At 71.3% G+C, this 23,990-nt stretch carries 24 protein-coding genes; 11 read left to right on the plus strand and 13 right to left on the minus strand.

What is annotated here, in order from left to right; genetic code table 11:
* The first annotated feature begins 28 nt into the window (after positions 1 to 28).
* Entirely contained in the window at positions 29 to 913 is an 885-nt protein-coding gene (locus Q9S36_RS31885; RefSeq protein WP_311288853.1) for an ATP-binding cassette domain-containing protein, read from the plus strand.
* Positions 910 to 2,013 carry an ABC transporter permease gene (locus tag Q9S36_RS31890; protein WP_311288854.1) on the plus strand — a complete coding sequence of 368 codons (1,104 nt, stop codon included), beginning with the start codon at positions 910 to 912 and terminating at the stop codon, positions 2,011 to 2,013. Before Q9S36_RS31885 ends, Q9S36_RS31890 begins: the two co-directional genes overlap by 4 nt.
* Before the next feature lie 16 nt (positions 2,014 to 2,029).
* Here Q9S36_RS31890 and Q9S36_RS31895 read toward each other — a convergent pair whose 3' ends face one another.
* Together Q9S36_RS31895 and Q9S36_RS31900 are read right to left on the minus strand one after the other, a co-directional pair.
* Positions 2,030 to 2,437, minus strand: a complete 408-nt coding sequence (locus tag Q9S36_RS31895; RefSeq protein ID WP_251452786.1) for a VOC family protein — start codon at positions 2,435 to 2,437, stop codon at positions 2,030 to 2,032.
* Between the two features lie 32 nt (positions 2,438 to 2,469).
* A complete protein-coding gene (locus tag Q9S36_RS31900; protein ID WP_311288855.1) occupies positions 2,470 to 3,051 on the minus strand; it encodes a winged helix-turn-helix domain-containing protein in 582 nt (193 codons plus the stop codon).
* Positions 3,052 to 3,110: 59 nt separating this feature from the next.
* Between Q9S36_RS31900 and Q9S36_RS31905 the strand changes: the two genes are divergently transcribed.
* The 5 genes from Q9S36_RS31905 to Q9S36_RS31925 all read left to right on the plus strand — a co-directional run bounded on the left by Q9S36_RS31905 (position 3,111) and on the right by Q9S36_RS31925 (position 8,618).
* Entirely contained in the window at positions 3,111 to 4,409 is a 1,299-nt protein-coding gene (locus Q9S36_RS31905; protein WP_251452791.1) for an MFS transporter, read from the plus strand.
* Between the two features lie 108 nt (positions 4,410 to 4,517).
* Positions 4,518 to 5,099: a nitroreductase family protein gene (locus Q9S36_RS31910; RefSeq protein WP_251452793.1), complete on the plus strand. Its 582-nt coding sequence runs from the start codon at positions 4,518 to 4,520 to the stop codon at positions 5,097 to 5,099.
* Positions 5,100 to 5,324: 225 nt separating this feature from the next.
* Positions 5,325 to 6,446 (plus strand): type III polyketide synthase, encoded by a 1,122-nt coding sequence (locus Q9S36_RS31915; protein ID WP_311288856.1) that lies wholly within the window; start codon positions 5,325 to 5,327, stop codon positions 6,444 to 6,446.
* Positions 6,447 to 6,661: 215 nt separating this feature from the next.
* Complete coding sequence (locus Q9S36_RS31920) at positions 6,662 to 7,315, plus strand: methyltransferase domain-containing protein (RefSeq protein ID WP_311288953.1); 654 nt, start codon at positions 6,662 to 6,664, stop codon at positions 7,313 to 7,315.
* The gene (locus Q9S36_RS31925) at positions 7,308 to 8,618 is read left to right on the plus strand and encodes an NAD(P)/FAD-dependent oxidoreductase (protein WP_311288857.1); all 1,311 of its coding nucleotides are present in this window, start codon (positions 7,308 to 7,310) and stop codon (positions 8,616 to 8,618) included. The genes Q9S36_RS31920 and Q9S36_RS31925 overlap by 8 nt, the downstream gene beginning before the upstream one ends.
* 120 nt (positions 8,619 to 8,738) lie before the next feature.
* Here Q9S36_RS31925 and Q9S36_RS31930 read toward each other — a convergent pair whose 3' ends face one another.
* The 5 genes from Q9S36_RS31930 to Q9S36_RS31950 all read right to left on the minus strand — a co-directional run bounded on the left by Q9S36_RS31930 (position 8,739) and on the right by Q9S36_RS31950 (position 15,982).
* Positions 8,739 to 9,584: a UbiA family prenyltransferase gene (locus Q9S36_RS31930; RefSeq protein WP_311288858.1), complete on the minus strand. Its 846-nt coding sequence runs from the start codon at positions 9,582 to 9,584 to the stop codon at positions 8,739 to 8,741.
* A gap of 26 nt (positions 9,585 to 9,610) precedes the next feature.
* Positions 9,611 to 11,821 carry an AAA family ATPase gene (locus tag Q9S36_RS31935; RefSeq protein ID WP_311288859.1) on the minus strand — a complete coding sequence of 737 codons (2,211 nt, stop codon included), beginning with the start codon at positions 11,819 to 11,821 and terminating at the stop codon, positions 9,611 to 9,613.
* A 122-nt stretch (positions 11,822 to 11,943) separates the two neighbouring features.
* Positions 11,944 to 12,963, minus strand: a complete 1,020-nt coding sequence (locus tag Q9S36_RS31940) for a helix-turn-helix domain-containing protein (RefSeq protein WP_311288860.1) — start codon at positions 12,961 to 12,963, stop codon at positions 11,944 to 11,946.
* 413 nt (positions 12,964 to 13,376) lie between these two features.
* Positions 13,377 to 14,759, minus strand: a complete 1,383-nt coding sequence (locus tag Q9S36_RS31945) for a glycosyltransferase family 4 protein (protein ID WP_311288861.1) — start codon at positions 14,757 to 14,759, stop codon at positions 13,377 to 13,379.
* Between the two features lie 5 nt (positions 14,760 to 14,764).
* Entirely contained in the window at positions 14,765 to 15,982 is a 1,218-nt protein-coding gene (locus Q9S36_RS31950; RefSeq protein WP_311288862.1) for a glycosyltransferase, read from the minus strand.
* Between the two features lie 151 nt (positions 15,983 to 16,133).
* Here Q9S36_RS31950 and Q9S36_RS31955 point away from each other — a divergent pair, with 151 nt between their 5' ends.
* Genes Q9S36_RS31955 through Q9S36_RS31965 form a run of 3 tightly spaced genes read left to right on the plus strand, consistent with a single transcriptional unit; the run spans position 16,134 to position 17,943 of the window.
* Complete coding sequence (locus Q9S36_RS31955) at positions 16,134 to 16,736, plus strand: hypothetical protein (RefSeq protein ID WP_311288863.1); 603 nt, start codon at positions 16,134 to 16,136, stop codon at positions 16,734 to 16,736.
* A complete protein-coding gene (locus tag Q9S36_RS31960; protein WP_311288864.1) occupies positions 16,733 to 17,269 on the plus strand; it encodes a hypothetical protein in 537 nt (178 codons plus the stop codon). The genes Q9S36_RS31955 and Q9S36_RS31960 overlap by 4 nt, the downstream gene beginning before the upstream one ends.
* Positions 17,269 to 17,943 (plus strand): hypothetical protein, encoded by a 675-nt coding sequence (locus tag Q9S36_RS31965; protein WP_311288865.1) that lies wholly within the window; start codon positions 17,269 to 17,271, stop codon positions 17,941 to 17,943. Before Q9S36_RS31960 ends, Q9S36_RS31965 begins: the two co-directional genes overlap by 1 nt.
* A 24-nt stretch (positions 17,944 to 17,967) precedes the next feature.
* Here Q9S36_RS31965 and Q9S36_RS51685 read toward each other — a convergent pair whose 3' ends face one another.
* The gene (locus Q9S36_RS51685; RefSeq protein ID WP_396653887.1) at positions 17,968 to 18,249 is read right to left on the minus strand and encodes a potassium channel family protein; all 282 of its coding nucleotides are present in this window, start codon (positions 18,247 to 18,249) and stop codon (positions 17,968 to 17,970) included.
* On the opposite strand from Q9S36_RS51685, the gene Q9S36_RS31975 reads away from it, so the two are divergent.
* Positions 18,226 to 18,576, plus strand: coding sequence for a DUF2252 family protein (locus Q9S36_RS31975; protein ID WP_311288866.1), 351 nt, complete (start codon positions 18,226 to 18,228; stop codon positions 18,574 to 18,576). The genes Q9S36_RS51685 and Q9S36_RS31975 overlap by 24 nt on opposite strands.
* A gap of 25 nt (positions 18,577 to 18,601) precedes the next feature.
* Here the strand turns inward: Q9S36_RS31975 and Q9S36_RS31980 are convergent, their stop codons facing one another.
* From Q9S36_RS31980 to Q9S36_RS32000, 5 genes are all read right to left on the minus strand, one after another.
* Positions 18,602 to 19,084 carry a heat shock protein transcriptional repressor HspR gene (locus tag Q9S36_RS31980; protein ID WP_311288867.1) on the minus strand — a complete coding sequence of 161 codons (483 nt, stop codon included), beginning with the start codon at positions 19,082 to 19,084 and terminating at the stop codon, positions 18,602 to 18,604.
* 23 nt (positions 19,085 to 19,107) lie between these two features.
* The gene (locus tag Q9S36_RS31985; RefSeq protein ID WP_311288868.1) at positions 19,108 to 20,097 is read right to left on the minus strand and encodes a DnaJ C-terminal domain-containing protein; all 990 of its coding nucleotides are present in this window, start codon (positions 20,095 to 20,097) and stop codon (positions 19,108 to 19,110) included.
* Between the two features lie 6 nt (positions 20,098 to 20,103).
* The gene (locus Q9S36_RS31990) at positions 20,104 to 20,772 is read right to left on the minus strand and encodes a nucleotide exchange factor GrpE (RefSeq protein ID WP_251452855.1); all 669 of its coding nucleotides are present in this window, start codon (positions 20,770 to 20,772) and stop codon (positions 20,104 to 20,106) included.
* Positions 20,773 to 20,774: 2 nt separating this feature from the next.
* The gene (dnaK, locus tag Q9S36_RS31995; RefSeq protein WP_251452870.1) at positions 20,775 to 22,643 is read right to left on the minus strand and encodes a molecular chaperone DnaK; all 1,869 of its coding nucleotides are present in this window, start codon (positions 22,641 to 22,643) and stop codon (positions 20,775 to 20,777) included.
* 111 nt (positions 22,644 to 22,754) lie between these two features.
* Complete coding sequence (locus tag Q9S36_RS32000) at positions 22,755 to 23,990, minus strand: cation:proton antiporter (protein WP_311288869.1); 1,236 nt, start codon at positions 23,988 to 23,990, stop codon at positions 22,755 to 22,757.

Raw genomic sequence — 23,990 nt, forward strand, 5'->3', positions numbered from 1 at the left:
GGGAACCCTCGTCCGTAGCGTGGGAACCATGCTCGAACTTCAGGGGATCACCAAGCACTACGGCGAGCGCCGGGCGCTCGACGGGGTGTCGTTCACCGTCCGCCCCGGCCGCCTCACCGGCTTCGTCGGCGGGAACGGCGCCGGCAAGACGACCGCGATGCGGATCGTCCTGGGCGTCCTCGGTCATGACGCCGGCACCGTCACCCTCGACGGCGTGGAGGTGACGGCATCCGATCGTCGTCGCTTCGGCTACATGCCCGAGGAGCGCGGGCTCTACCCGAAGATGAAGGTGCACGAGCACATCACCTACCTCGCCCGCCTGCACGGATTCGGCAAGACGGATGCCGCGACCCGCGCCCGCGAGCTGCTCGAGCAGCTCGGGCTCGGCGAACGCCTGAACGACAACGTCGAAGCGCTCTCGCTCGGCAACCAGCAGCGCGCGCAGATCGCCGCCGCCCTCGTCCACGACCCCGAGGTGCTGATCCTCGACGAGCCGTTCTCGGGCCTGGACCCGCTGGCCGTCGACGTGGTCGCCTCGGTGCTGCAGCGCCGCGCCGAGGCCGGCGCGGCCGTCCTGTTCTCGTCCCACCAGCTCGACGTCGTCGAGCGGCTCTGCGACGACCTCGTGATCATCTCCGGCGGCACCATCCGCGCCGCCGGCACCCGCGACGACCTTCGCCGGCAGCACTCCGCGCGCCGATTCGAGCTGGTGTCGGCGGGCGACGCCGGGTGGCTGCGATCCGAGCCGGGAGTCGAGGTCGTCGAATTCGACGGCGGCTACGCCGTGTTCGACGTCGACTCCGACCAGACCGCCCAGCGCGTGCTGCGTCGCGCCGTCGACCAGGGCGACGTCGCGAGCTTCGCACCCCGGCATCCGTCTCTCGCCCAGATCTTCAAGGAGGTCATCCGATGAGCACCGTCCGCACCCCCGCGCCCGCACCCAGCGCCGCCTCGAGCACGTGGCTCGTCGCCGAGCGCGAGATCGGCTCGAAGCTGCGCAGCAAGGCGTTCGTCATCTCCACCGCGATCCTTCTCCTGGGCGCCCTCGCGCTCGTCCTGTGGGGCGGGTTCGCGGCCGCCTCCGAGAGCGGCACCCCCGTCGCGGTGACGACCGACGCGCAGCGCTTCGTCGAGGACGTGCCGGGACTCGAGGTGACCGAGGTGGACGCTCGCAGCGACGCCGAGGCCCTCGTCACCGGCGGCGACGTGGACGCGGCGATCGTGGGCGATCCCGCATCGCCGACCGGGTTCGCCGTGCTCGTGGAATCCACCCCGCCGTCGCAGCTGCTGCTGTCTCTCGCGCAGGTGCCGCCGGTGGAGATCCTCGATCCGGAGGGCGCGACCGCCGTGCTCGGGTACGTCGCCGCGGTCGGGTTCGGTGTGGTGTTCCTCATGGCCGCCTCGCTGTTCGGCGGCACCATCGCGCAGAGCGTCGTCGAAGAGAAGCAGACGCGCGTGGTGGAGCTGCTCATCTCGGCGATCCCGGTGCGCACGCTGCTCGCCGGCAAGGTCATCGGCAACACCGTGCTGGCGATGGGTCAGATCCTCATTCTCGCCTCGATCGCCGTCGTCGGGCTCACCGTCACCGGACAGACCGAACTTCTGCAGGGACTCGGGGGGCCGATCGCGTGGTTCGCCGTGTTCTTCCTGTTCGGGTTCGTTCTGCTGGCCTCGCTGTTCGCCGCCGCGGCCTCGATGGTCTCGCGCCAGGAGGACATCGGGTCGACCACGACGCCGCTGACGATGCTCGTGATGGCGCCGTACTTCCTCGTCATCTTCTTCTTCGACAACCCGCTGGTGCTCGGCATCATGTCGTACGTGCCGTTCTCGGCGCCGGTGGGCATGCCGATGCGCCTCTTCCTCGGTGAGGCGCAGTGGTGGGAGCCGCTGCTGTCGCTGGTGATCCTCGTGGTCACGTGCGTGGCCGCGATCGGGATCGGCGCGAAGATCTACCGCAACTCGCTGCTGCGGATGGGCGGTCGCGTCAAGCTGCGCGAGGCGCTCACCGGCTGAGCGCCTCGCCCGCGGCTCACTCGGGAACCATCCCGGGGACCATCTGGCCGACGGCGACGACGTTCCCGGCGGGGTCGCGGAACCACGCGATGTCGGGACCGTCCTCGAAGCCGCGCGAGATGCCCTTCTCGTCGGTGCCGTAGTCGGGGTCGGTGTAGATCTTGGTCGTGATCCCCCGGCCGTTGAGATCGTCGACGGCCGCTTCGACGTCGTCGACGCCGAAGTTCAGCACCGTGAACGACGCCGGCTCGTGGTTCTCCTTCTCATAGACGAAGACGTGGCCCCCCGGCGCCAGCGAGATCGTCATGCCGCGCATCTCGGCGTTGACGTGGACCGGGAGGCCCAGCGTCTCGCCGTAGAAGCGCGCTGCTTCGTCGATGTCGTCCACCGAGAAGCTGCTGAAGGGATTGTCGGTTGTGAACATGTCCGCCTCCTCAGGCTCCATCCCCCTCGGCGTCAACGATCCTCCCGCGCCGTGGCGTTGTCCATAGGGTCGGCTCGGCCGCCGGCATCGGCCGCGTCGTCGGCGTCGGCGGACGGCGGGTTGAGGTCGGGATGGGTCATCACGACGAGCGAATACGGATCTCCGCCGGGGTCGGGGCCGCGCTCCTTGAACTCCGTCAGGAGGTCGTAGAGGCGCCGGTCGAGCTCCGCCTTGTGCTCGGCGTTCAGGCGCAGTCCGAGCCACGACACGTCGACCTCTTCGGGGTCGACGCCCTCCAGCTGCTGCCGCACCGTCTCGATGATGACGACCGACTGGTTCGGGATGCGCGAGCGCCACGACAGGCCGGTCGCCCGGTACGGCACTTCCCGCGCGCCGCGGGCGCCGGTGCGCTCGGGCTGCGGGGCGAGCATCCCCGCTTCGACGAGCGTGCGGACATGATGCAGGAGCGTGCCGGGGTTGACCGCGAGCAGCTCGGCGAGCTCCTTGTTCGTGCGGGAGTCGAAGGCGCACAGCCGCAGGATTCTCAGCCGCAGCGGCGAGCTGAGCGCGCGGGCGACGAACTCGGCGTGCTCGGGATCGTCGCGGTGGGTCATGCGCCCGATGCTACGGGAAGCGATTGACTTCTCTCAATGACTGATTCACACTGATCGACATGTCTCAATCGGTCGAGCCGCAGGTGGAGCGGCGTGCGGGATCGCGTGCGGGATCGCTGTGGCGGGACGGCAACTTCCTCACCATGTGGAGCGGGCAGGCGTTCAGCCAGTTCGGCGCGCAGATCACCGAGCTCGCCGTGCCGGTTCTCGCGGTGCTGCTGCTCGACGCCTCCGAGTTCGAGGTCGGCGTCCTCACCGCGGCGAACGTCGCGGCGTTCCTCCTCATCGGCCTGCCGGCCGGCGCCTGGATCGACCGCGTGCGCAAACGGCACGTGATGATCGCCGCCGACGCCGTGCGCGCGGTCGCCTTGGCGAGCCTGCCGCTGCTGTGGTGGGCCGGAGTGCTGCAGATCTGGCACATGATCGCCGTCGCGTTCGTGCTCGGCATCGCGACGGTGTTCTTCGACGTGTCGTACCAGTCGATCGTGCCGTCGCTGGTGCGGTCGTCGCAGATCGCCGAGGCCAACGGCAAGCTCGAGTCGACGTCGCAGCTCGCCGGCATCGCGGGCCCCGCGGCGGGCGGCTGGCTGGTCGCCGCATTGACCGCTCCCGTGGCGATCCTGGCCACGGTCGGCACCTACGTCGCGTCGATGATCGCGCTGCTGTTCACCCGCGACGACGAGACGGTCGCCCCCGCCGACGAGCACCCGCCGCTGTTCCGGTCGATCGGCGAGGGGCTGCGGTGGGTGTTCGGCAACCCGCTGCTGCGGCGCATCGTGGGCACGACGTCGGTGTCGAACTTCTTCAGCACGCTGACCTTCACCCTGCTGCCGATCTTCCTGCTGCGGGAGCTGGGATTGACGCCCGCCGCGATGGGCGTCATCTTCTCGCTCAGCGCGATCGGCGGCCTCTGCGGAGCCGTGGCCACCCCGCACATCGTGCGCTGGATCGGCGAGGCGCGCGCGATCCCGATCAGCTCGATCGGGTTCTCGGTGGTGGGGCTCGCCCTGCCCGCCGCCGCCTGGGTCCCCGACCTCGCCTTCCCCCTGCTCGTCGCGCAGGGATTCCTGGGGATGTTCACCGTCCTGCTCTACAACATCACCCAGGTGACCTTCCGCCAGCGCATCACGCCTCGCCGGCTGCTCGGCCGCATGAACGCCTCGATCCGCTTCGTCGTCTGGGGGGTCATGCCGATCTCGGCGCTCCTGGCCGGCGCCTTGGGGACGTGGCTCGGCACGGTGCCGACGATGTGGATCGGCGCGCTCGGCGGTGTGCTGTCGGCCCTCTTCGTGGTGATCGGCCCGTTCTGGGGGATGAGGGAGCTTCCGGATGCCGCACCCGCCGACGAGCGCGGGTGACGGCATCCGCGGTACCTGACATCGTCGGGAATGAACGGCACTCCATTCCGTTGCATAGATCGGGCCGACGGCGTCCCGACCGAACCGCAACATCTCAGGGAGTCAGTCATGACCACTGCCATCGATCGCACCGCCGACACCGACGCACCGATCCTCGACGTCCTCGCCGAGCGCTGGAGCACCCGGATCTTCGACGCGCACGCGCCCATCGACGAGAGCGCCCTCGCGAGCGCCCTCGAAGCCGCCCGCTGGACGCCCACCGCGGCGAACCTGCAGCCGTGGCGCCTCATCGTCGCCCGCCGCGGCACGGACCAGCACGCGCGCATCGTCGAGACCCTCGCCGGCTTCAACAGCGCCTGGGCCGGTGACGCCGCCGTGCTCGTGGTCTTCATCGCCGAGACCGAGCGTGACGGCCAGACGCTGGACTGGGCCGTGTACGACACCGGCCAGGTCGCCGCGCACTTCACCATCCAGGCGCACGCGAACGGACTGTCGACGCACCAGATGGGCGGCTTCGACCGTGCCGCTCTGTCCCAGGCGTTCGAACTGGCGCCCGAGCTCACGCCGGTGACGATCGCCGCGGTCGGCGAACTGGGCGACATCCGCGCGGCCTCGGACGAGCTCCAGGCGCGCGAGAACGCCCCCCGCACCCGCCGCTCCCTCGACGAGTCGGTGCTCGTCGACGCGTGACCTCGAGCCGGCGGCGGGGCCGAGCGCGCCGCCGCCGGCCGTCTGGCGGTGCGTCCCCCGACCTCAGGCCCCGGTGACGCGTGCGCACGCGTCACGCTTTGCCCCGCGACACGCCGTCTCCCGGGGGTGCGTGCGCACGCGTCACCGCTCGCCCGGGAGTAGCGTGCGCGGGCGGATCCCGCAACCGCGACCCGCACGGACCCGGCGGCGTGCTTAGGTGAGTGCATGACCGCGCGCATCCTGTCGATCGGCACCGCCGTTCCCGCCACGATCGTGTCGCAGGAGCGCGTGCGGGACTTCTTCGCCGGGCAGCCGGGCGTCGATCGGCTGACGCAGCGCCTGGTCCACGCGGCGTTCGACGCCGCGGCCATCGACCGCCGCCACACGGTGCTGACCCAGCTCGCCGACCCTGCGGCGACCCCCGCTCCCCTGGGCGGAGGGGCAACCGGCCCGTCCTTCGTCGACGGCACAGCCCTGCTCGAGCCCACCACCGGCGCACGCAACGACCTGTACACCGCGCTCGCCCCGGCTCTGACGGCCGAGGCCGCGCGCGCAGCGCTGCGAGACGCGGGCGTCGCGGCATCCGAAGTGACGCATGTCGTCACCGTCTCGTGCACCGGGTTCTTCGCCCCGGGCCCCGACTACCGACTCGTTCGCGACCTCGACCTGCCCACCACCGTGGAGCGCTACCACCTGGGATTCATCGGCTGCGCCGCGGCGATGCCGGGGCTGCGCCTGGCCGCCCGCCTCACAGACGCGCAGCCCGACGCCGTTGTGCTCGTCGCCTGCACCGAGCTGTGCACGCTGCACGTGTGCGGATCCAGCGACCCGCAGCAGATCGTCGCGTCGTCGGTCTTCGCCGACGGCGCCGCCGCCGCGGTGGTCACCGCGCGCTCCGATCGCCCCGGCCTCGATCTCGAACGGTTCGCCACGGCGGTGACCGGCGAGGGCGAGGAGGACATGGTGTGGACGATCGGGGACCACGGCTTCGAGATGACCCTCTCGGCCGAAGTGCCGCGCATCGTCGGGCGGGAGATCCGCGGCGCCGTCGACGCCTTCCTCGCCGCAGAGGACGCTCCCGACGCGTGGGCGGTGCATCCCGGCGGCCGCAGCGTCCTCGACCGCGTCGAGGCGGGACTCGGCCTCGACGCGGCGGCCCTGGCGGCCTCGCGCGCCGTGCTGCGCGACTACGGCAACATGTCGAGCGCCACGATCCTGTTCATCCTGCAGGCGATGCTCCACGACGACGCGATCGCGGACGGCAGCCGCATCGCGGGTCTCGCGTTCGGGCCGGGACTGACGGTGGAGTCGGCGCTGATGACCAAGCGCGCGGCGGTCGCGGGGTGAGCGGCACCGGCCCCGGCGGCGACCCCGGGCGCCCGGGCTCCGGCCCGCGCCCGGCTACCGGCCCGCGCCCCGGCGACCCCCGACGCCCGGGTACCGGCCCGCGCCCGAGCCCCGGCACCCGCCCCGGTACCGGCCCGCGCCCGGGTACGGAGGCTCGAACGGGCACCGTGCGGCGCGCCGGGCTCTCCGCCCGCGACGAGGACCTGCGCGAGCTGATGGACGACCCGGACTGCGATCCCGAACGGCTGCGCGCCACGCTGGAGCGCTTCGACCTCGTCAACCGCCTCGTCGCAGGGTGGGGCGCGGTCTACCGACGGCGGTTGCGGCCGTTCCTCACCGGCCTCGGACGCCCCGCCAGGGTGCTCGACATCGGCGCGGGAGGCGGCGACCTGGTCGCACGGCTGGCGGGATGGAGCGCCGTCGACGGGCTCTCGGTGCAGTGGACGGGAGCGGACCCCGATCCCCGCACGCTCCAGGTCGCCGCGGCCCGGGATGTCCCGCCGAACGTGGAGTTCGTCCGCGCCGACGCCCGCACGCTCGTCGACGCGGGGGAGCACTTCGACGTCGTCCTGTCGAACCACGTGCTGCACCACCTCACGGACGACGAACTGGCCGACTTCGCCGAGACCACCGCGCTGGCGGCGACCGGTCTCGTGCTGCACGGCGATATCGCCCGCGGCCGGCTCGCGTACGGTCTCTACGCCGTCGGGATCACCCCCTTCGCCCCCGGCACGTTCCTGCGCACGGACGGACTGCGCTCGATCCGGCGGAGCTACCGGCCCGACGAGCTGTCTCGCGCGCTCGGTGCCGGGTGGCGGGTCGAGACTCCGGCGCCGTTCCGTCTTCTGGCCACGAGTTCCCGTGCCTGACGTCATCGTCGTCGGGGCGGGTCCGGTGGGCCTGCTGCTGGCCGGAGAGCTGGCCCGTCGGGGCGTGGACGTCGAGGTGTTCGAGCGCCGGCCCGTCGCCGGTGCCGGGAGTCGGGCGATCGGCATCCATTCGGCCACCCTCGCCGCGCTGGAGGGCGCCGGCCTGACCGACGAACTGCTCGACGGCGCCGTGCGGGTGGATCGAGGTATCGCCCGCGCGCGCGGACGGACGTTGGGTGTGGTCCGCTTCGACCGGCTCGGCAGCCGCTTCCCGTTCGTCGCGACACGTCCGCAGGCCGACACCGAGCGCATCCTCGCCGCTCGCGCCCCCGTGCCGCTCCGCGGAGCGCAGGTCTCGGCCCTGCTGCCCCGGAGGGATCGCGTGCGCGTGCGCTACGCGGTCGGCGGGCGACCGGTCGAGACCGAGGCGGCGCTCGTCGTCGTGGCCACGGGCGGCGGCGGGCGCGACCTCGTCTACCGGCCCGGCGCGCTGCGGCGCACGATCTACCCCGATCGGTACGTGATGACGGATGCCGCGGCCACGCCCGATGCCGACCCGACCGTCGCGGTGGTCGACCTCGATCCGTCAGGGGTGCTCGAGTCGTTCCCCCTGCCCGGCGGTCTGCGACGCTTCGTCGCGTGGGACGGATTCGCCGGAGCGGACGCGGCCGGCGCGGAGACCGGGTGGAATCCGGGCGGCAGCGACGCGGCAGAGGCGGACCGGCGGATGACCGGCAGCGGCAGCGACGCGGCAGAGGCGGACCGCGGGATGACCGACGCCGGCAGCGGCATGTCCGGCGCGGGCGGATCGGCAGCCGGTGCTCCGACAGAGGGGGGCGGGCCGACGCCGGCCGAGCGGTTGCGGACGGCCGTCGCCGCGCGGGGGGATGCCGCGGCGGACGGCATCGTGGACGCGACCACGTTCGGGGTGCGCCGCATCGTGGCCCCGCGGATGCGGCGGGGCCGAGTGGCCGTCGTCGGCGACGCCGCGCACGAGGTGAGCCCGATCGGCGGTCAGGGGATGAACCTCGGCCTGCTCGACGCCGTCACGCTCGCCCCCTTGCTGTCGCAGTGGGTGCACAGCGGGATCGAGCCGACTGCGGCGCTCGATCACTGGGAGTATCGCCGCGTGACGTCGGCGCGCACCGCAGCCGGCATGGCCGCGTTCAACACCCGGCTCGGTCGCGCTTTTCCGGGGGCATCCGCCGGCGCGCGAGAGGCGCTGGTCCGCGCGATGCTCGGCCCCCTGACCGGACCGCTTTTCGCACGCGCCTACGCGATGGGTTTCGATCGGGACGCCTGATCAGCCATCGGCGCGCTGCCACGCCGGCATCCGCCCGCTCGCCCGCCGTCCAGATCACGTGACGTGGCCGGCACGCTGCTTCCCGGCATCCTGCCCGCTCGCCCCGCCCCCGCGTCCAGATCACGTGATCCGGGCGGAGGTGAGCACCAGCTGCGTCGCGAGCAGCAGCGCCGCGAGCATCGCCAGGCGGAAGAGCGCGCGCGAGGGGGGCCGCACGAGCGCGAGCACCAGCGCCGCGGCCGCCACGGCGGCGACGGCGACGAAGAAGACCCACGCGACAGCGGTGGGCGCGCTCGCTCCCGGGCCGACGAGCACCGCGACGGCGCCGGTCATGATCGCGGCGACGGCCACCACAGCCGACACGCGGGCTCCGAGCCGATGGGGCAGACCCCGGATGCCGGTGCGGGCGTCGTCGGCAAGATCCGGCAGCACGTTGGTGAGATGAACCGCGGCGCCCAGCGCCGCCCCCGCGGCGCTGGCCCACAGCGGAGCCATCGCGGGCGACGGTGCCGACAGCGTGGCGAGCGACGGCAGGAGCCCGAAGCTCACGAGGAACGGCACGACCGACCACACCGCGGCCTTGAGCCCCGCGTTGTACGCCCAGGCGGACGCCAGCGCGAGGGCGTGCGCGAGCAGCATCCCTACCCCGAGCAGCGCCGACAGCAGCAGCGCGACGACCACCGCCGCGCCCGCCGCCACCCAGGCGGAACGGACCGAGACGTCGCCTCGGGCGAGGGGCTTGTCGGTTCGACTGACAGCCCGGTCCCGGGCCACATCGATCGCGTCGTTCGAGATGCCGACCGACACCTGCCCGGCGAAGACGGCGAGCGCGAGCACGGCCAGACGCCACGGCTCGAGACCCACCGCGATACCGAGCGTGAACGAGAGTGCCGTCACCACGAGCGTGGGCCCGGGGTGCGTCGACGCCCAGAGGGCGCCCGCCACCCGGGCCCAGGTCGTGTTCATCACGCTCGATGGTCGCACACGGCGTTTCAGTCCTCTTCGAGGATCGCCTCGATCACCTCGTCGTCGTCCTCGGGCGCGGCCGGCCGGGGGCCGGCGCTGGTGAGCACCAGCTGCGACCCGTCGGCGGCGACGTCGACGGTGACGAGGTCGCCGTCGCGCACGCCGCCCGAGAGCAGCCCCATGGCCAGTCGGTCCTGGATCTCGGACTGGATGAGCCGGCGCAGCGGCCGGGCACCGAAGACCGGGTCGTACCCGCGCTCCGACAGCCACGTGCGCGCATCCGGGGTGACCGCCAGCTCGAGCCGACGGTCGTGCAGTCGGCGCTGCAGGGCGTCGACGGCGAGTTCGACGATCTGCGCGAGGTCATCCTCCGTGAGGGTCTGGAACACCACGATGTCGTCGAGTCGGTTCACGAACTCCGGCTTGAACGCCTGGCGGACGAGCGCCTGGACCTGCTCGCGCTTGACGTCGAACGACAGGGTCGGGTCGATCAGGATCGGCGAGCCGAGGTTCGAGGTGAGGATCAGGATCACGTTCTTGAAGTCGACCGTCCGGCCCTGCCCGTCGGTGAGGCGACCGTCGTCCATGACCTGCAACAGCACGTCGAAGACCTCGGGGTGGGCCTTCTCGACCTCGTCGAGCAGCACGACCGAGTACGGCCTGCGGCGCACCGCCTCGGTCAGCTGTCCGCCCTGCTCGTAGCCGATGTACCCGGGAGGGGCGCCGACGAGACGCGAGACGGTGTGCTTCTCGCCGTACTCCGACATGTCGATGCGCACCATGGCGTGCTCGTCGTCGAACAGGAACTCCGCGAGAGCCTTCGCCAGCTCGGTCTTTCCGACGCCGGTGGGGCCGAGGAACAGGAACGAGCCGGTCGGACGGTTCGGATCGCTGATGCCCGCGCGGCTGCGGCGGACGGCATCCGCCACCGCCTTCACGGCCTGCTTCTGACCGATCAGACGCTTGCCGAGCTCGGCCTCGAGGTGCACGAGCTTCTCGGTCTCGCCCTGCAGCAGACGCCCGACGGGGATGCCGGTCCACGCGGCGATGACCGCCGCGATGTCCTCATCCGTCACCTGCTCGTTGACCATGCGCTCCTCGGTGCTGTCCTGCTCAGCGCGCTCGGCCTCGTCGATCTCGTGCTGGAGGCGCTTGATCGTCTCGTACTCCAGACGGGATGCGCGCTGGTAGTCGCCTTCGCGCAGCGCCCGATCACGGTCGGTCACGGCCTGGTCGTACTGCTTCTTCAGGTCGCCGACGCGGTTGAGCCCCGCCCGTTCGCGCTCCCAGCGCGCCTCGAGTGCCTGCAGCTCGGCCTCGGCCGTCTGCATCTGCTCGCGCAGCTTGGTCCGCCGCTCCTTCGACGCGTCGTCCTTCTCCTTCTTCAGCGCGAGCTCTTCGAGCCGCATCCGGTCGACCTGGCGCCGCAGCTGGTCGATCTCGACCGGGCTGGAATCGATCTCCATCTTCAGACGGCTCATGGATTCGTCGATCAGGTCGATGGCCTTGTCGGGAAGCTGCCGACTGGGGATGTAGCGGTTGCTGAGCGCAGCCGCTGCCACGAGCGCGCCGTCGCTGATCGTCACACCGTGGTGGGCCTCGTACCGTCCCTTGAGCCCGCGGAGGATCGCGACGGTGTCTTCGACACTGGGTTCGCCGACATAGACCTGCTGGAAACGGCGTTCGAGAGCGGCATCCTTCTCGATGAATTCGCGATACTCATTGAGCGTCGTCGCACCGATGAGGCGCAGCTCGCCGCGCGCGAGCATGGGCTTGAGCATGTTGGATGCCGCGACCGACCCCTCGCCGCCCCCCGCGCCCATGAGGACGTGCAACTCGTCGATGAACGTGATGATGCGGCCGTCGGACTCGGTGATCTCCTTCAGGACGCTCTTGAGTCGCTCCTCGAACTGGCCGCGATACATCGCGCCGGCGACGAGAGCCGAGATGTCGAGGGTGACCAGCTCTTTGTCTTTCAGGGACTCGGCGACGTCGCCCGCCACGATCCGCTGCGCGAGCCCCTCGACGACGGCGGTCTTGCCGACGCCCGGCTCGCCGATCAGCACCGGGTTGTTCTTGGTCCGGCGTGTCAGCACCTGACTGACGCGCCGGATCTCGCCGTCTCGGCCGATGACCGGGTCGAGCTTGCCCTGCCGAGCGCGGTCGGTCAGGTTGATCCCGAACTGCTCGAGGGCGCTCTGCGAGTCCTCCTGCCCAGGCTGCTGCGTGGCGTTCATTCTTCTCCCCGTGGTCGTTCGCCCGATCAAACTTGAGTCGAGCAGGCTCAACTTTACCACCGCTGTGCAGGAACGACAACAGGGCCCACGGACCCGAGGCCGTGCGGAGCGAGCGCGGGCCGTCAGGCGACGGGTTCGAGCACCTGGGCCGCAGGGGTCGCCGGGGTGGACGCCGCGGCATCCGTCATCTCGACCGTGCAGCAGAACCGGGTGCGATACGCAGTGGGCGTGATGCCGAGGACACGGGCGAAGTTCTGGCGCAGGACGGCGGCCGACCCGAAGCCCGCCTCGTACGCGATGCGATCGAGTCCGAGGTCGGTGGATTCGAGCAATCGCTGGGCGTGGAGGATCCGCTGGCGCGCGAGCCACGCGGCAGGCGTGGTGCCGAAGTCGGCTTTGAACCGGCGGGCGAACGTGCGGGGCGACATGTGCGCCTTCGCCGCGAGCTGGTCGACCGTGAGGTCTTCGCGCAGATGGGCGACCATCCAGTCGGTCACCGGTGCGAGCGAGTGGGACGCCGACACCGGCAGGGGGCTGTCGATGAACTGGGCCTGCCCGCCGTCGCGTTGCGGGGCGACCACCATGCGGCGGGCGATGCGGTTGGCCGCCTCGGCGCCGAGCTCCTGACGGAGCAGGTGCAGGCATGCGTCGAGTCCGGCCGCCGTGCCGGCGCTGGTGATGATGCGGCCGTCCTGGACGTACAGCACATCGGGATCGACCTCGATCTGCGGATACATCTGCTGCATCGTCTCGGCGTACATCCAGTGCGTCGTCGCCCGACGCCCGTCCAGCACCCCGGACGCCGCCACGACGAATGCTCCGCTGCACACCGTCAGCACCCAGGCGCCCCGGTCGACCGCGCGACGCACGACGTCGGCGACCCGCCGGTCGACGCTGGTCCAGCTCGAACGCGGAACGGGAGTGACGACCACCAGGTCCGCCTCGTCGGCGAAGGCGAGGTCGTTGTCGACGTTGATCGAGAACGAGATGTTGCTCGCGACCGCGCCCGGCTCGGGTGTCACGATGCGGAAGTCGAAGTTCTGGATGCCGTCGCTGGAGCGATCGAGGCCGAACGCCTCGCACGCGAGGCCGAACTCGAACGGAGCGAAACCGGGCTGGACGATGACGGCGACGGTCTTCATGGGAGCCTCCTCGCGACTGGCAGGAATCTGCCGAACCGTGACCATCCTGCCACTCGTGGCAGTCGGAGCGCAAGCGTAGCGTTCCTGCCATGTTGACGCTCATCTTCTTCACCGCCCTCGGCGTCGCCGGCCTCATCGGCACGCTCGTCACCGTCGCCCGCGACGGCTACCGCCAGACCCCCACCCGCCACCCGTGACGACACCCGCCCGTCGGCGGATCACAACTCCTGCACCTGTGCCGTCGGCTGAGGCGGAACCGGATCACAACTCCTGCACCTCCGGTCGAGGAACCGAGCCGCAGCCCCGGAAAGACGCGGAATCGCGGCATCCCGGGACCTCGAACCCGGCCGGCTGCAGGAGTTGTGATCCTCGACCCCCGGCCGGCTGCAGGAGTTGTGATCCTCGACGCCGGGTCAGAGCACGCGGCGGTACACCTCGAGCATCGCCGCGGTCCGCGACGACTGCCGGAACCGTGTCCGCAGCGTCGGGTCGGGCGTCGGCGCGGTGCCCTCGGGTACACGGGACGCCACGCACCGCAGCGCCGCCGCCAGCGCATCGACCGAGGCGTCTTCGACGCGCCACACCCCCGCGCCGAGCTCGTCGGCGATGTCGGGATCCGAGACGACCGACGGGGTTCCCAGGGCGCCGGCCTCGAACACCGTCATCCCCTGCGTCTCGAAGCCGATCGAGGTCTGCACCAGCGCGTCGGCGGCGGCGATCCGCCGCAGCGTCTCGGGGTACGGCAGCCGCCCCGCGAACGTCACCGTGGCGGCCGCGCGGTGCCGTTCGAGCAGCCGCCGCGCCGCGCCGAGCTGCGCACCGCCGCCGATGACCTCGACGTCTGCCACCACGCCCGAGACAGCCAGCGCCTCGAGGAAGGGCAGCAGCCGCTTCTCGGGACTCATCCGTCCGCTCCAGACCAGACGGGGCGGGCCGGGCGGTCGCACTTCGGGAGCCGAGGCGAGCGCCGCGTCGAGCAGGTCGTCGTCGATGCCGTTCCACACCACGTCGATCCGGGGCTCGGCGTCAGCACCCCCCGACGCACCTGAGCGGATGCCGCGACCGCCGCGACCGGGCACCACGCCGTGGTCTTCCAGGCGACGCGCGAAGTGGCTCGAGGGCGCGGTGACCGCATCCGAGCGCGCGGCGAAGCCGCGGAGGAAGGCCCACCCGTCGCGCGTACTGCGGACGCCCCGGCCGCCGACCCCGGCGTCAGCCCCGACACTCGCGGCCGAATCCCCGCCGCGCCCGGCACCTGGCGCGCGGCCGCCGTCCCCGGTGTCCACCGGAGCCCCGGCCCCGGCGCCCACCCCGCCCGCCGACAGCGTTCGGCGCTGCCACAGGTTCAGCGCGCGCAGCACCAGCCCCGGCAGGGGCGTCGTCGCCTCGATGCCCACATCGACGCGGTTGTGCATCGTGTGCACCACCGGCAGGCCGTGACGGGCGGCGAAGCGATGCCCGATGAATCCGCCCCAGAAGTCCGCCTGCACGTGCACGAGGTCGACCGGCGGTCGCGAGGCGAGCGCCTCGTCGACCCGGCGGTCGGCGGCGGCACCCGGCCACGTGACGGAGTACTCCCGGTCGAAAGTGATGGGCACCGACGGCAGGTCCGCGTACGCGGGTCCCGCGGCGGCGCGAGCGGGAACTGCCGCCCGCGCCCGCGGCCCATGCAGCGCGGGCGCGACGATCGTGACGGTGTGCCCGGCGCGCTCGAGGTACCGGCGCTGCAGCCGCATCGACACCTGTGCCCCGCCCAGCGACTCCACGTGCTGGTCGGCGAACATCACGATGTGCACGCGGGCTACTCCGGAACCGGCTCGCCGCGGTAGAGCGCCTCGAAGGTCTCGAGGGTCCGGGTCATGTCGTGCACCTTCACGCCCTCCAGTGAGGCTTCCTGCATCCGACGCCGCTCGTCGGGCGTCTGGCGCAGCACGCGGTTGATCTTCGCGGCCAGGTCGTCCGGGTCACCGGGGCGGAACAGGTAGCCGTTCTCGCCATCGTGGACGAGGTGCGGCAGCGCGACGGCGTCCGCGGCGACGATCGGCAGGCCCGAGGCCATCGCCTCCATGGTCGCGATGGACTGCAGTTCGGCGATCGAGGCGATCACGAACACACTCGCGCGGGTGAGGAAGCCCCTCAGCTCCTCGTCGGTGGTGTGGCCGTGGAAGCGCACCCGGTCGGCGAGTCCGAGCTGACCGGCCAGCTCCTCGAGGTTGCGTCGCTGGTCGCCGTTGCCGACGACATCGAACTGCACGTCGAGCGCCGGGTCGAGCTTGGTGAGTGCCCGCAGGATGACATCGATCTGCTTCTCGGTGGTCAGCCGCCCCACGAACACGAGGCGATGGGCGTCGCGCGGGGTGAGATCGGGGGTGTAGTTCTTGGCCTCGAGTCCGCAGCTGACGGGCATCACACCGCGGATGTCGATCGTATTCTCGAGGAAGTCGGCGGCCTTGCGCGTCGGGGTCGTGACGGCGCGCGTGAGGTCGAAGGTGCGCTTGGCGTCGTCCCACGCCAGCTTGACGACGAACTTGTCGAGCACCGGCGGGAGCGTGGTGAAGTCGACGACGTTCTCGGCCATCACGTGGTTGGTGGCCACGATCGGGATTCCGCGCTTGTGCGCCTCGCGAGAGAGTCCCCGGCCGATCACGATGTGCGACTGGATGTGCACCACGTCGGGGCGTACGCGGTCGAGGACTCTGCGCGCATAGTGCTTCGACATCCACGGCAGCACGAAGGTGAGCCAGTCGTGCGGCAGCCAGCGCCACGACGGCAGCCGGTGCATCGTCATGGACTCGCCCTCGATCACCTCGGTGAACGTGCCGTGCTCGCGATGGGTGCGACTGGGCGCCATGACGTGCACCTCGTGCCCGCGCGCGACGAGGCCCGCGGCCAGCCGCTCCGCGAAGCGGGCGGCTCCGTTCACATGAGGCAGGAACGTGTCGGCGCCGATCAGGACCGTGAGGGGTCGCTGGCTCACGGCGTCGGCGGCGGATTCGTCGGGCGTCGCGGGTTCAGTCACGGGATGCGGTGGACCTGTCTGTGCGGCGAAGTGCGCGGTTCGATGGTCGTCGGGCACGCGGCATCCACTGTACCCGAGCGCCGCGGCGCGTCCGGGAGCCCTCGCCGCGCCCTCAGAGGCGCCGTGTCGCCTGCCCACGTACCCTGGAGTCATGCCGAGACTTCAGGCCGATGCCGCCCTCGATCGCTGGGTGCCGGTGACCGATTCGCTGGGCTGGCGCGGGCGTCGGCACCGCAAGGCCGCGATCCGGATGCTGCTCACGCAGGCCGGCCGCGCTGTCGGCCCGGCCGGTCAGACTCCCCGGCCCGGCAGCGGCGTCGCCGCGTGGGCGATGAGCCAGGCCGCACCCCTGCTCATGAAGCGGGCCGCTGGGCGTGTGCTCGCGTGGGTGTGGAAGGCGGACCCGGATCTGCTCGTGGTGATGGCGCAGGTGCAGCGCGCCACGAACGAGCTGCGCGCGGCGCGCGCGATGATGCCGATGGAGTACGACGACACCGAGTCGTTCCGCAACCCCCACCTGGGCGAGGGCGAGAAGCTCGCCATGCCGCTCCCCCGCGACGAGCGCACACCGCCGTTCGCCACGTACACGTGGGACACCGGAACGCACTTCGTCACCGTCACGGCGGTGTGCTCCGACCGTGAGCGCTTCGGCACCGTCATCGGCGCCGTGGACGACCTGGCCCGCAGCCTGCGGGTGGTCGACGACATTCCCGTGGGCGAGACGCCCGGGGTGCTGCGGATCGACCCGGTATGAGCGACACGTCTCCACGCCACGCCGACCGGCGCACGCACGGGCTGCATCGGGTGCTCGTGCGCACGGGATTCACCACCGAGCAGGCCGTCTACGGCGTGCTGCTCGTGGCCGGCCTCATCGTCGTCGCGAGCCTGCACTCCACGTCGTCGCTGCAGGTGCTCGTCACCGTGGTGTTCACCGTGGTCGTGTTCTGGCTCGCGCACGTCTACGCGGGGACCGTCGCCCATCACGGCCTCGACGAGGGCCGCGACACCGGGTTGCGGGCGTCCTTCCGCCAGGCGCTGCGCGCCTCGTGGGGCCTGCTGCTGTCGGCGCTCATCCCCTGCGCGATCCTGCTCCTGGGGACGACCCAGATCGTGCCCGATCCCGTGGCGGAGTGGGCGGCGCTGTGGTCGTGCGTGATCCTCCTCGGAATCCTCGGCTACGTCGCGTTCGCCCGGCGCGGCGCCGCGCTGCCGGTCCGCCTCCTGGGGGCGGTCAGCACGGCCGGCTTCGGCGCGTTGATGGCGCTGCTGAAAGCGATCGTGCACTGATGCCGTCACCCCGTTCCCCGCAGGCGCAGCGTCTGCGGCGCAAGCGACTGCTGTCGTGGGTGCCGACGACCATCGTCGCCCTGCTGTGCATCGGCGTCGTGATCGCGGCGATCGCCGTGGGCGACTCGTGGTGGAGCGAGCCCGAGCCCGAGGCAGCCGTGGATCAGCAGGCCGCCGACGGTGCGTCGCTGTTCACGCAGGCGGGTGTCGACTTCCTCACCCGTCAGGGCGAGCTGCGGGTCAAGCTGCGCGAGGACGCGCTGTCCGCCACCGACCTGGGGCTCGAGCCCGACGGCGAGCGCACGATCGAGCCGCTCGTGCCGGTGCGCGCGATCGTCCTCGGGGAAGAGGGCACCTTCAGCATCGAGCTCGTCGACGCGTTCACCCTCATCACCGAGGACGACGAGCTTGTGGCCCTCCGGACCGGGCCCGCCGGTCCCCGGACGTGGGGTACCGCGATGGGTTCGGTCCGCTCCGTCGCGCCGTCGTGGGGCTGGACCGCCGAACATCTCGAGCAGCTCGACGAAGACCTCACGGCGGCCTCGCGCGGCAGCGATGCCTACAGCGCCGAGCTGCCGCTGGTCACGACCAACGGCGCCCGGGTGGGCGCGCGCGTAGACGTCGACACGCGCGCCTCCTCGGTCACGGTGACCTACACGTTCCGCACTCTGTGAGCGCGGGCACGGCGCGGGTACGGCTCACGGAGCCGGATCGGCCGGGCCCTCGCCCAGACGCGCGGTGAGCTCGGCGACGCACCCGCACATGAGCAGCACCGCCACGATGCGCCCGCCCGCGGTGACCGGGTAGAAGTCGCCGTAGCCGACGGTCGTGATCGTGACGAACGCCCACCACACGGCATCCCCGAAATCGACGATGTTCGCCCCGTCCGCGCGCGGTACATCGAGCGCTACGGCGACGGCGGGCGCGTGGTGGCGATGCAGCGCATCCTGCAGGCCGTGTCGGATCCCTTCCTCGGCCACCTGACCGGCACGCCCGCCGAGGGCGGGCCGGACCGCTCCTTCTATGTGCGGCAGTTCCACGACAAGAAGGGCGGGTTCGAGGTCGACGCGCTCGAGGACGGGCCGTTCCACTGGTACGCCGACGCGTGCGCGGCCACGCTGGCCCGCGCGCACGGGCAGTCCCCGCACGCCGGGCGCGTGTCGGGCTACCTCGGCGGCGGCCGGGTCGCCGGCGAGGCGCTGGTCGAATGGGCGTTCGCGTACGCGGCACAGTCCCGCGAGGACTGGCTGCGTTTCCGCGCCCACCGCGGCGTGGACGGCGACCCCGGCGGCGGATCCCACGACTGACGGATGCCGGTGCTCGCCGCTCTCGTCAGGAGGGGCGAGCCTCGCCGGGCGCCGAGTCGTCGCCGCCGTCGGGGCTGAGCGCATGACGCGGTCGCCACACGACGACCTCGGTCGCGCGGCGCACGCGTGTTCCGTGGCGGAGCGTCACCACCGACCCGGTCGCCCCGGCGGCGAACACCCGGGCCCCCGGCCGGGACTGCCGCTCGATCGCCAGCTGCTGCTCGAGGTCGCGCACCCGACGCGACAGGTCGTGCACGCGCTGCTCGAGGGTGACCAGCCGCGCGATCGCGGGCAGGCTCATCCCGTCGGACGACAGGCGGGCCACCTCGCGGAGCTGCTCGACGTGGCGCAGCGAGTACCGGCGCGACCCGCCCTGCGTGCGTTCGGGGACCACGAGCCCGAGCCGGTCGTACTGGCGCAGGGTCTGCGGGTGCATCCCCGACAGCTCGGCGGCTGCGGCGATCGCGAAGATCGGCGCGTCCTCGTCGATGTCGCCTCGCTCGGTCACGTCTGCTCACCTGCCTCGTTCGTCTAGCCGCGCGCCTTCGCCATGAGGTCTGCGCGGGGGTTCTCCTTGGGCTCCAGCTCGTGGTACCGCTCGAGCGCCTCGCGTGCGGCATCGTCGAGGTGCGCCGGCACGGCGACCTGCACTTCGGCCAGCAGATCGCCGGTCGCCTTGCTGGTCTGGATGCCGCGGCCCTTGACGCGCAGGACCCGACCCGAGGGCGTGCCGGGCGCCACGCGCAGCTTCACGGGGTCGCCCCCGAGCGTCGGGACCTCGATGGTCGCGCCGAGCGCCGCCTCGGTGAACGTCACCGGCACGGTGACGCGCAGGTTCACCCCGTCGCGCGTGAAGACGGGATGAGGGCGCACCGCCACCTGCACGACGATGTCGCCGGCCTCACCGCCGTCCGGAGACGGACGGCCGCGGCCGCGCAGGCGGATCTTCTGCCCGTCGGCGACCCCGGCGGGGATCTTCACCTTGAAGGGCTTTCCCTCTTCGCCCTGCAGGGTGATGGTCTCGCCCTTCGCCGCCGTGGTGAAGTCCAGTGTCGTCCTCGCGGTGACGTCGGCTCCTCGGGAAGGGCCGCCGTATCCGCGGAAGCCGCCGGTGGGCTGCCCGAAGCGTCCCGAGCCGAAGCCGCCGCCGGGCTGCTGGTTGAACATCGAGAAGATGTCCTCGAAGTCCTGCGCCTGGTACCGGCCGCCGCGACCCTGCTGGAAGGCGCTGAAGACGTCCTCGAACCCGCCGGCGCTCTGACCGCCCGCCGTGAAGCGGGCGCCGGAGCCCATGGCACGGATCTGGTCGTACTCCTGCCGCTGCTCGGCGTCGCTGAGCACCGAGTACGCCTCGCTGACCTCCTTGAACTTCGCCTCGGCGGCCGTGTCGCCGGCGTTGGAGTCCGGGTGGTACTTGCGGGCGAGCTTGCGATAGGTCTTCTTCAGATCGGCGTCGGTGACGTCCTTCGACACCCCGAGGATCTTGTAGAAGTCCTTATCGAACCAGTCCTGACTGGCCATCTCTGCCTAACCGGCCCCTGAGCCGGACGAAGGGTCTGCGGGCACGGCCACGACGACCTTCGCGGGGCGCAGCTCCACCGAGCCCAGGCGGTAGCCGATCTCGACCACCTCGAGGATGGTGGGCTCGGTCGTCCCGGGAGTGGGCGCCTGGAAGATGGCCTCGTGCTGCTGGGGGTCGAACGCCTCGCCGGCCTCGCCGTACGTAGCCAGGCCCATCCGCTCGGCGACGCCGCGCAGCTTCTCGGCGATCGCGACGAAGGGGCTGCCCTCGACGAGGTCGCCGTGCTTCTCGGCGCGGTCGAGGTCGTCGAGCACGGGCAGCAGGCCCTTGGCCACCGAGCCCTTGGCGCGCTCGATCTCGACCTCCCGCTGCTCCTCGGTGCGTCGCCGGTAGTTGGCGTACTCGGCCTGGAGCCGCTTGAGGTCGGTGAGCAGTGCGCTCTCGAGATCGGCGATCACCGCGTCTTCGGCCGCGGCATCCGCGTTCTGCGAAGCACCGAGGATGTCGTCGACGGTCAGCTCCTCGTCCTCACCCGCGGCATCGCCCTCACCCGCCGTGCCGTCCTGCGGCGCGGGGCCGGAGGACTGCTCCTCCGGCCCCGGCTGGCTGGACTGGCCTTCTTCAGGCTCGGGCGCCGAGGCGTCCTGCGGCTCTTCGAAGTCCTTGTCGGCCATGGTTACTTCTTCTCGTCCTCGTCGTCGACGACCTCGGCGTCGATGACGTCCTCATCGGATGCCGGCTGCTCGCCGCCCTCGGCCGGCTGGTCGCCGGCGGGCTGGGCCTGCTGCTCGGCCTGACCGGCCGCGTAGATGGCCTCGCCGAGCTTCTGCTGGCTCTGGTTGAGCTTGTCGTACGCGGTCTTGACCGCGTCGTCGTCGTCACCGGCGAGCGCCGTCTTGAGCGCGTCGACGTCGGCCTGCACATCGGACTTGACGTCCTCGGGCAGCTTGTCGGCGTTCTCCTGGATGAGCTTGTCGATCGAGTACGACAGGGTCTCGGCCTGGTTGCGCACCTCGGCGGCCTCACGGCGCTTCTTGTCCTCGGCGGCGTGCTCCTCGGCCTCGCGCACCATGCGCTCGATGTCCTCCTTGGGAAGCGACGAGCCGCCCGTGATGGTCATCGACTGCTCCTTGCCGGTGCCCTTGTCCTTCGCCGAGACGTGCACGATGCCGTTCGCGTCGATGTCGAAGGTGACCTCGACCTGCGGGATGCCGCGGGGCGCGGGGGCGATGCCGGTCAGCTCGAAGGTTCCGAGCGGCTTGTTGTCGCGGGTGAACTCCCGCTCGCCCTGGAAGACCTGGATCGCTACGGACGGCTGGTTGTCGTCGGCCGTGGTGAAGGTCTCGCTGCGCTTGGTCGGGATGGCGGTGTTGCGCTCGATGAGCTTCGTCATGATGCCGCCCTTGGTCTCGATGCCGAGGCTCAGGGGGGTGACGTCGATCAGCAGCACGTCCTTGCGCTCACCGCGCAGCACGCCGGCCTGCAGAGCGGCGCCGACGGCGACGACCTCGTCCGGGTTGACGCCCTTGTTGGGCTCCTTGCCGCCGGTCTCCTTCTTGACGAGCTCGCTCACCGCGGGCATACGGGTCGATCCGCCGACGAGCACGACGTGGTCGATGTCGCCGACCTTGATGCCGGCCTCGCGGATGACGTCCTCGAAGGGCTTCTTGGTGCGGTCGAGAAGGTCCTTGGTGAGGTCCTCGAACTTGGCGCGGGAAAGGGTCTCGCTCAGCGACACCGGGCCCGAGTCGGTCAGCGACAGGTACGGGAGGTTGATCGAGGCGGACGTCGAGCTCGAGAGCTCCTTCTTCGCCTGCTCCGCAGCCTCCTTCAGACGCTGCAGCGCGATCTTGTCGCCCGAGACGTCGACACCGGTGGTGTCCTTGAACTGCTTGATGAGGTAGTCGACGACCCGCTGGTCCCAGTCGTCGCCGCCGAGGCGGTTGTCGCCGGCGGTGGAGCGCACCTGGATGGTCGAGAAGTCGTCGTCCTTGCCCACCTCGAGCAGCGACACGTCGAAGGTTCCGCCGCCGAGGTCGAAGACGAGGATGAGCTCGTCCTCCTTGCCCTTGTCGAGGCCGTACGCGAGCGCCGCGGCCGTCGGCTCGTTGATGATGCGCAGGACGTTGAGGCCCGAGATCTCGCCGGCCTCCTTCGTGGCCTGACGCTCGGCGTCGTTGAAGTAGGCGGGGACCGTGATGACGGCATCCGTCACCGTGTCGCCGAGGTACTGCTCGGCGTCGCGCTTGAGCTTCTGCAGGATGCGGGCCGAGATCTCCTGCGGCGTCCACTTCTTGCCGTCGACGTCGAAGCCCCAGTCGGTGCCCATGTGGCGCTTGACGCTCGAGACGGTGCGGTCGACGTTGGTGACGGCCTGGCGCTTGGCGGTCTCGCCGACGAGCACCTCGCCGTCCTTCGTGTAGGCCACCACCGAGGGGGTGGTGCGGAAGCCCTCGGCGTTCGCGATGACCTTGGGCTCGCCGCCCTCGAGCACTGCGACGACGGAGTTCGTCGTACCGAGGTCGATTCCAACAGCACGTGCCATGTGTTCTCTCCTTCGTGTGGGCGCGGACGGATGCCGCGGCCCGGTTGATCAGAAGTCTTCTCGCGATCTTGAGTCGCAATGGCTCAACCGTACTCCGGGCTCCGGCACGTGTCAAATGAACTTGATATGAGAAGACTCAACTTCTCCCGCCGTCGCGGCCTTCTGGCGCCGCCGCCGTTCCGCTTGCCGCCGCCTCGTCCACGCGGCGAACGCGCGCGTATCGGGCAGGCGCGACAGGAGCGGCCCGGCGATGATCGTGATGAGGACGTAGGCGGTGGCGAGGGCAGCCAGCGAGCGGTCCACGCCGGCGGCGACGGCGAGTCCGGCGATGACGATGGAGAACTCCCCCCGGGGCGTGAGCGCGAAGCCCGCCCGCCAGCGACCGGCCTCGCCGATACCGGCGCGCCGGGCGGCGAGGTACCCGGTGAGCACCTTGGTGGCGATGGTCACGACGGCCAGCAGAATGGCCGGGACGAGCATCGGAACGAGATCCCGTGGGTCGGTGGACAGGCCGAAGAACAGGAAGAAGACCGACGCGAACAGGTCGCGCAGCGGTGTGAGCAGACGCGCGGCGTGCGCGGCGACGGGACCGGAGATGGCGATGCCCACCAGGAAAGCCCCCACCGCGGACGACACGCTCGCCCCCGCGGCGAGACCCGCGACCAGCAGCGTCAGCCCGAGCACCGACAGCAGCAGCACTTCGGCGTTCTTCGACCACACCAGCCGCGACACGAGGTGGCCGTGACGCAGCGCGACGTACAGGATGAGCACCACCGCGGCGAGCGCGATCACCACCGTGACCAGACCGGCGGCGAACCCGGCGCCGACGAGGACCGCGGTGAGGATGGGCAGGTAGAACGCCATCGCGAGGTCCTCGATGACGAGGATCGACAGGATGACCGGTGTCTCGCGGTTGGTGAGGCGCCCGAGGTCCTGCACCATCTTGGCGATGACGCCCGAAGACGAGATCCACGTGATGCCCGCCAGCGCGACCGCCGCGACCGGTCCCCAACCCAGGGCGAGCGCCAGCAGCGCACCGGGCACGGCGTTGAGCAGCATGTCGAGGACGCCGTCCCTGCGCGCCGCATGGAGGTTCGTCACGAGCTCGCGTGCGGTGTATTCGAGACCCAGCATCACCAGCAGCAGGATGATGCCGATCTCGGCGCCGATCTCGATGAACTCGGCCCCGGCCGCCACCGGCAGCAGGCCGCCCTCGCCGAAGGCCAGCCCGCCGAGGAGGATCAGCGGGATCGGCGAGATGCCCAGTCGCGCCGCGAGGCGCCCGAGCAGGGCGATGCCGAGCAGGAGCGCGCCGATCTCGATGAGCACGAGCGCCCCGTGGTCCAT

The organism is Microbacterium sp. ARD31, assembly GCF_031844425.1.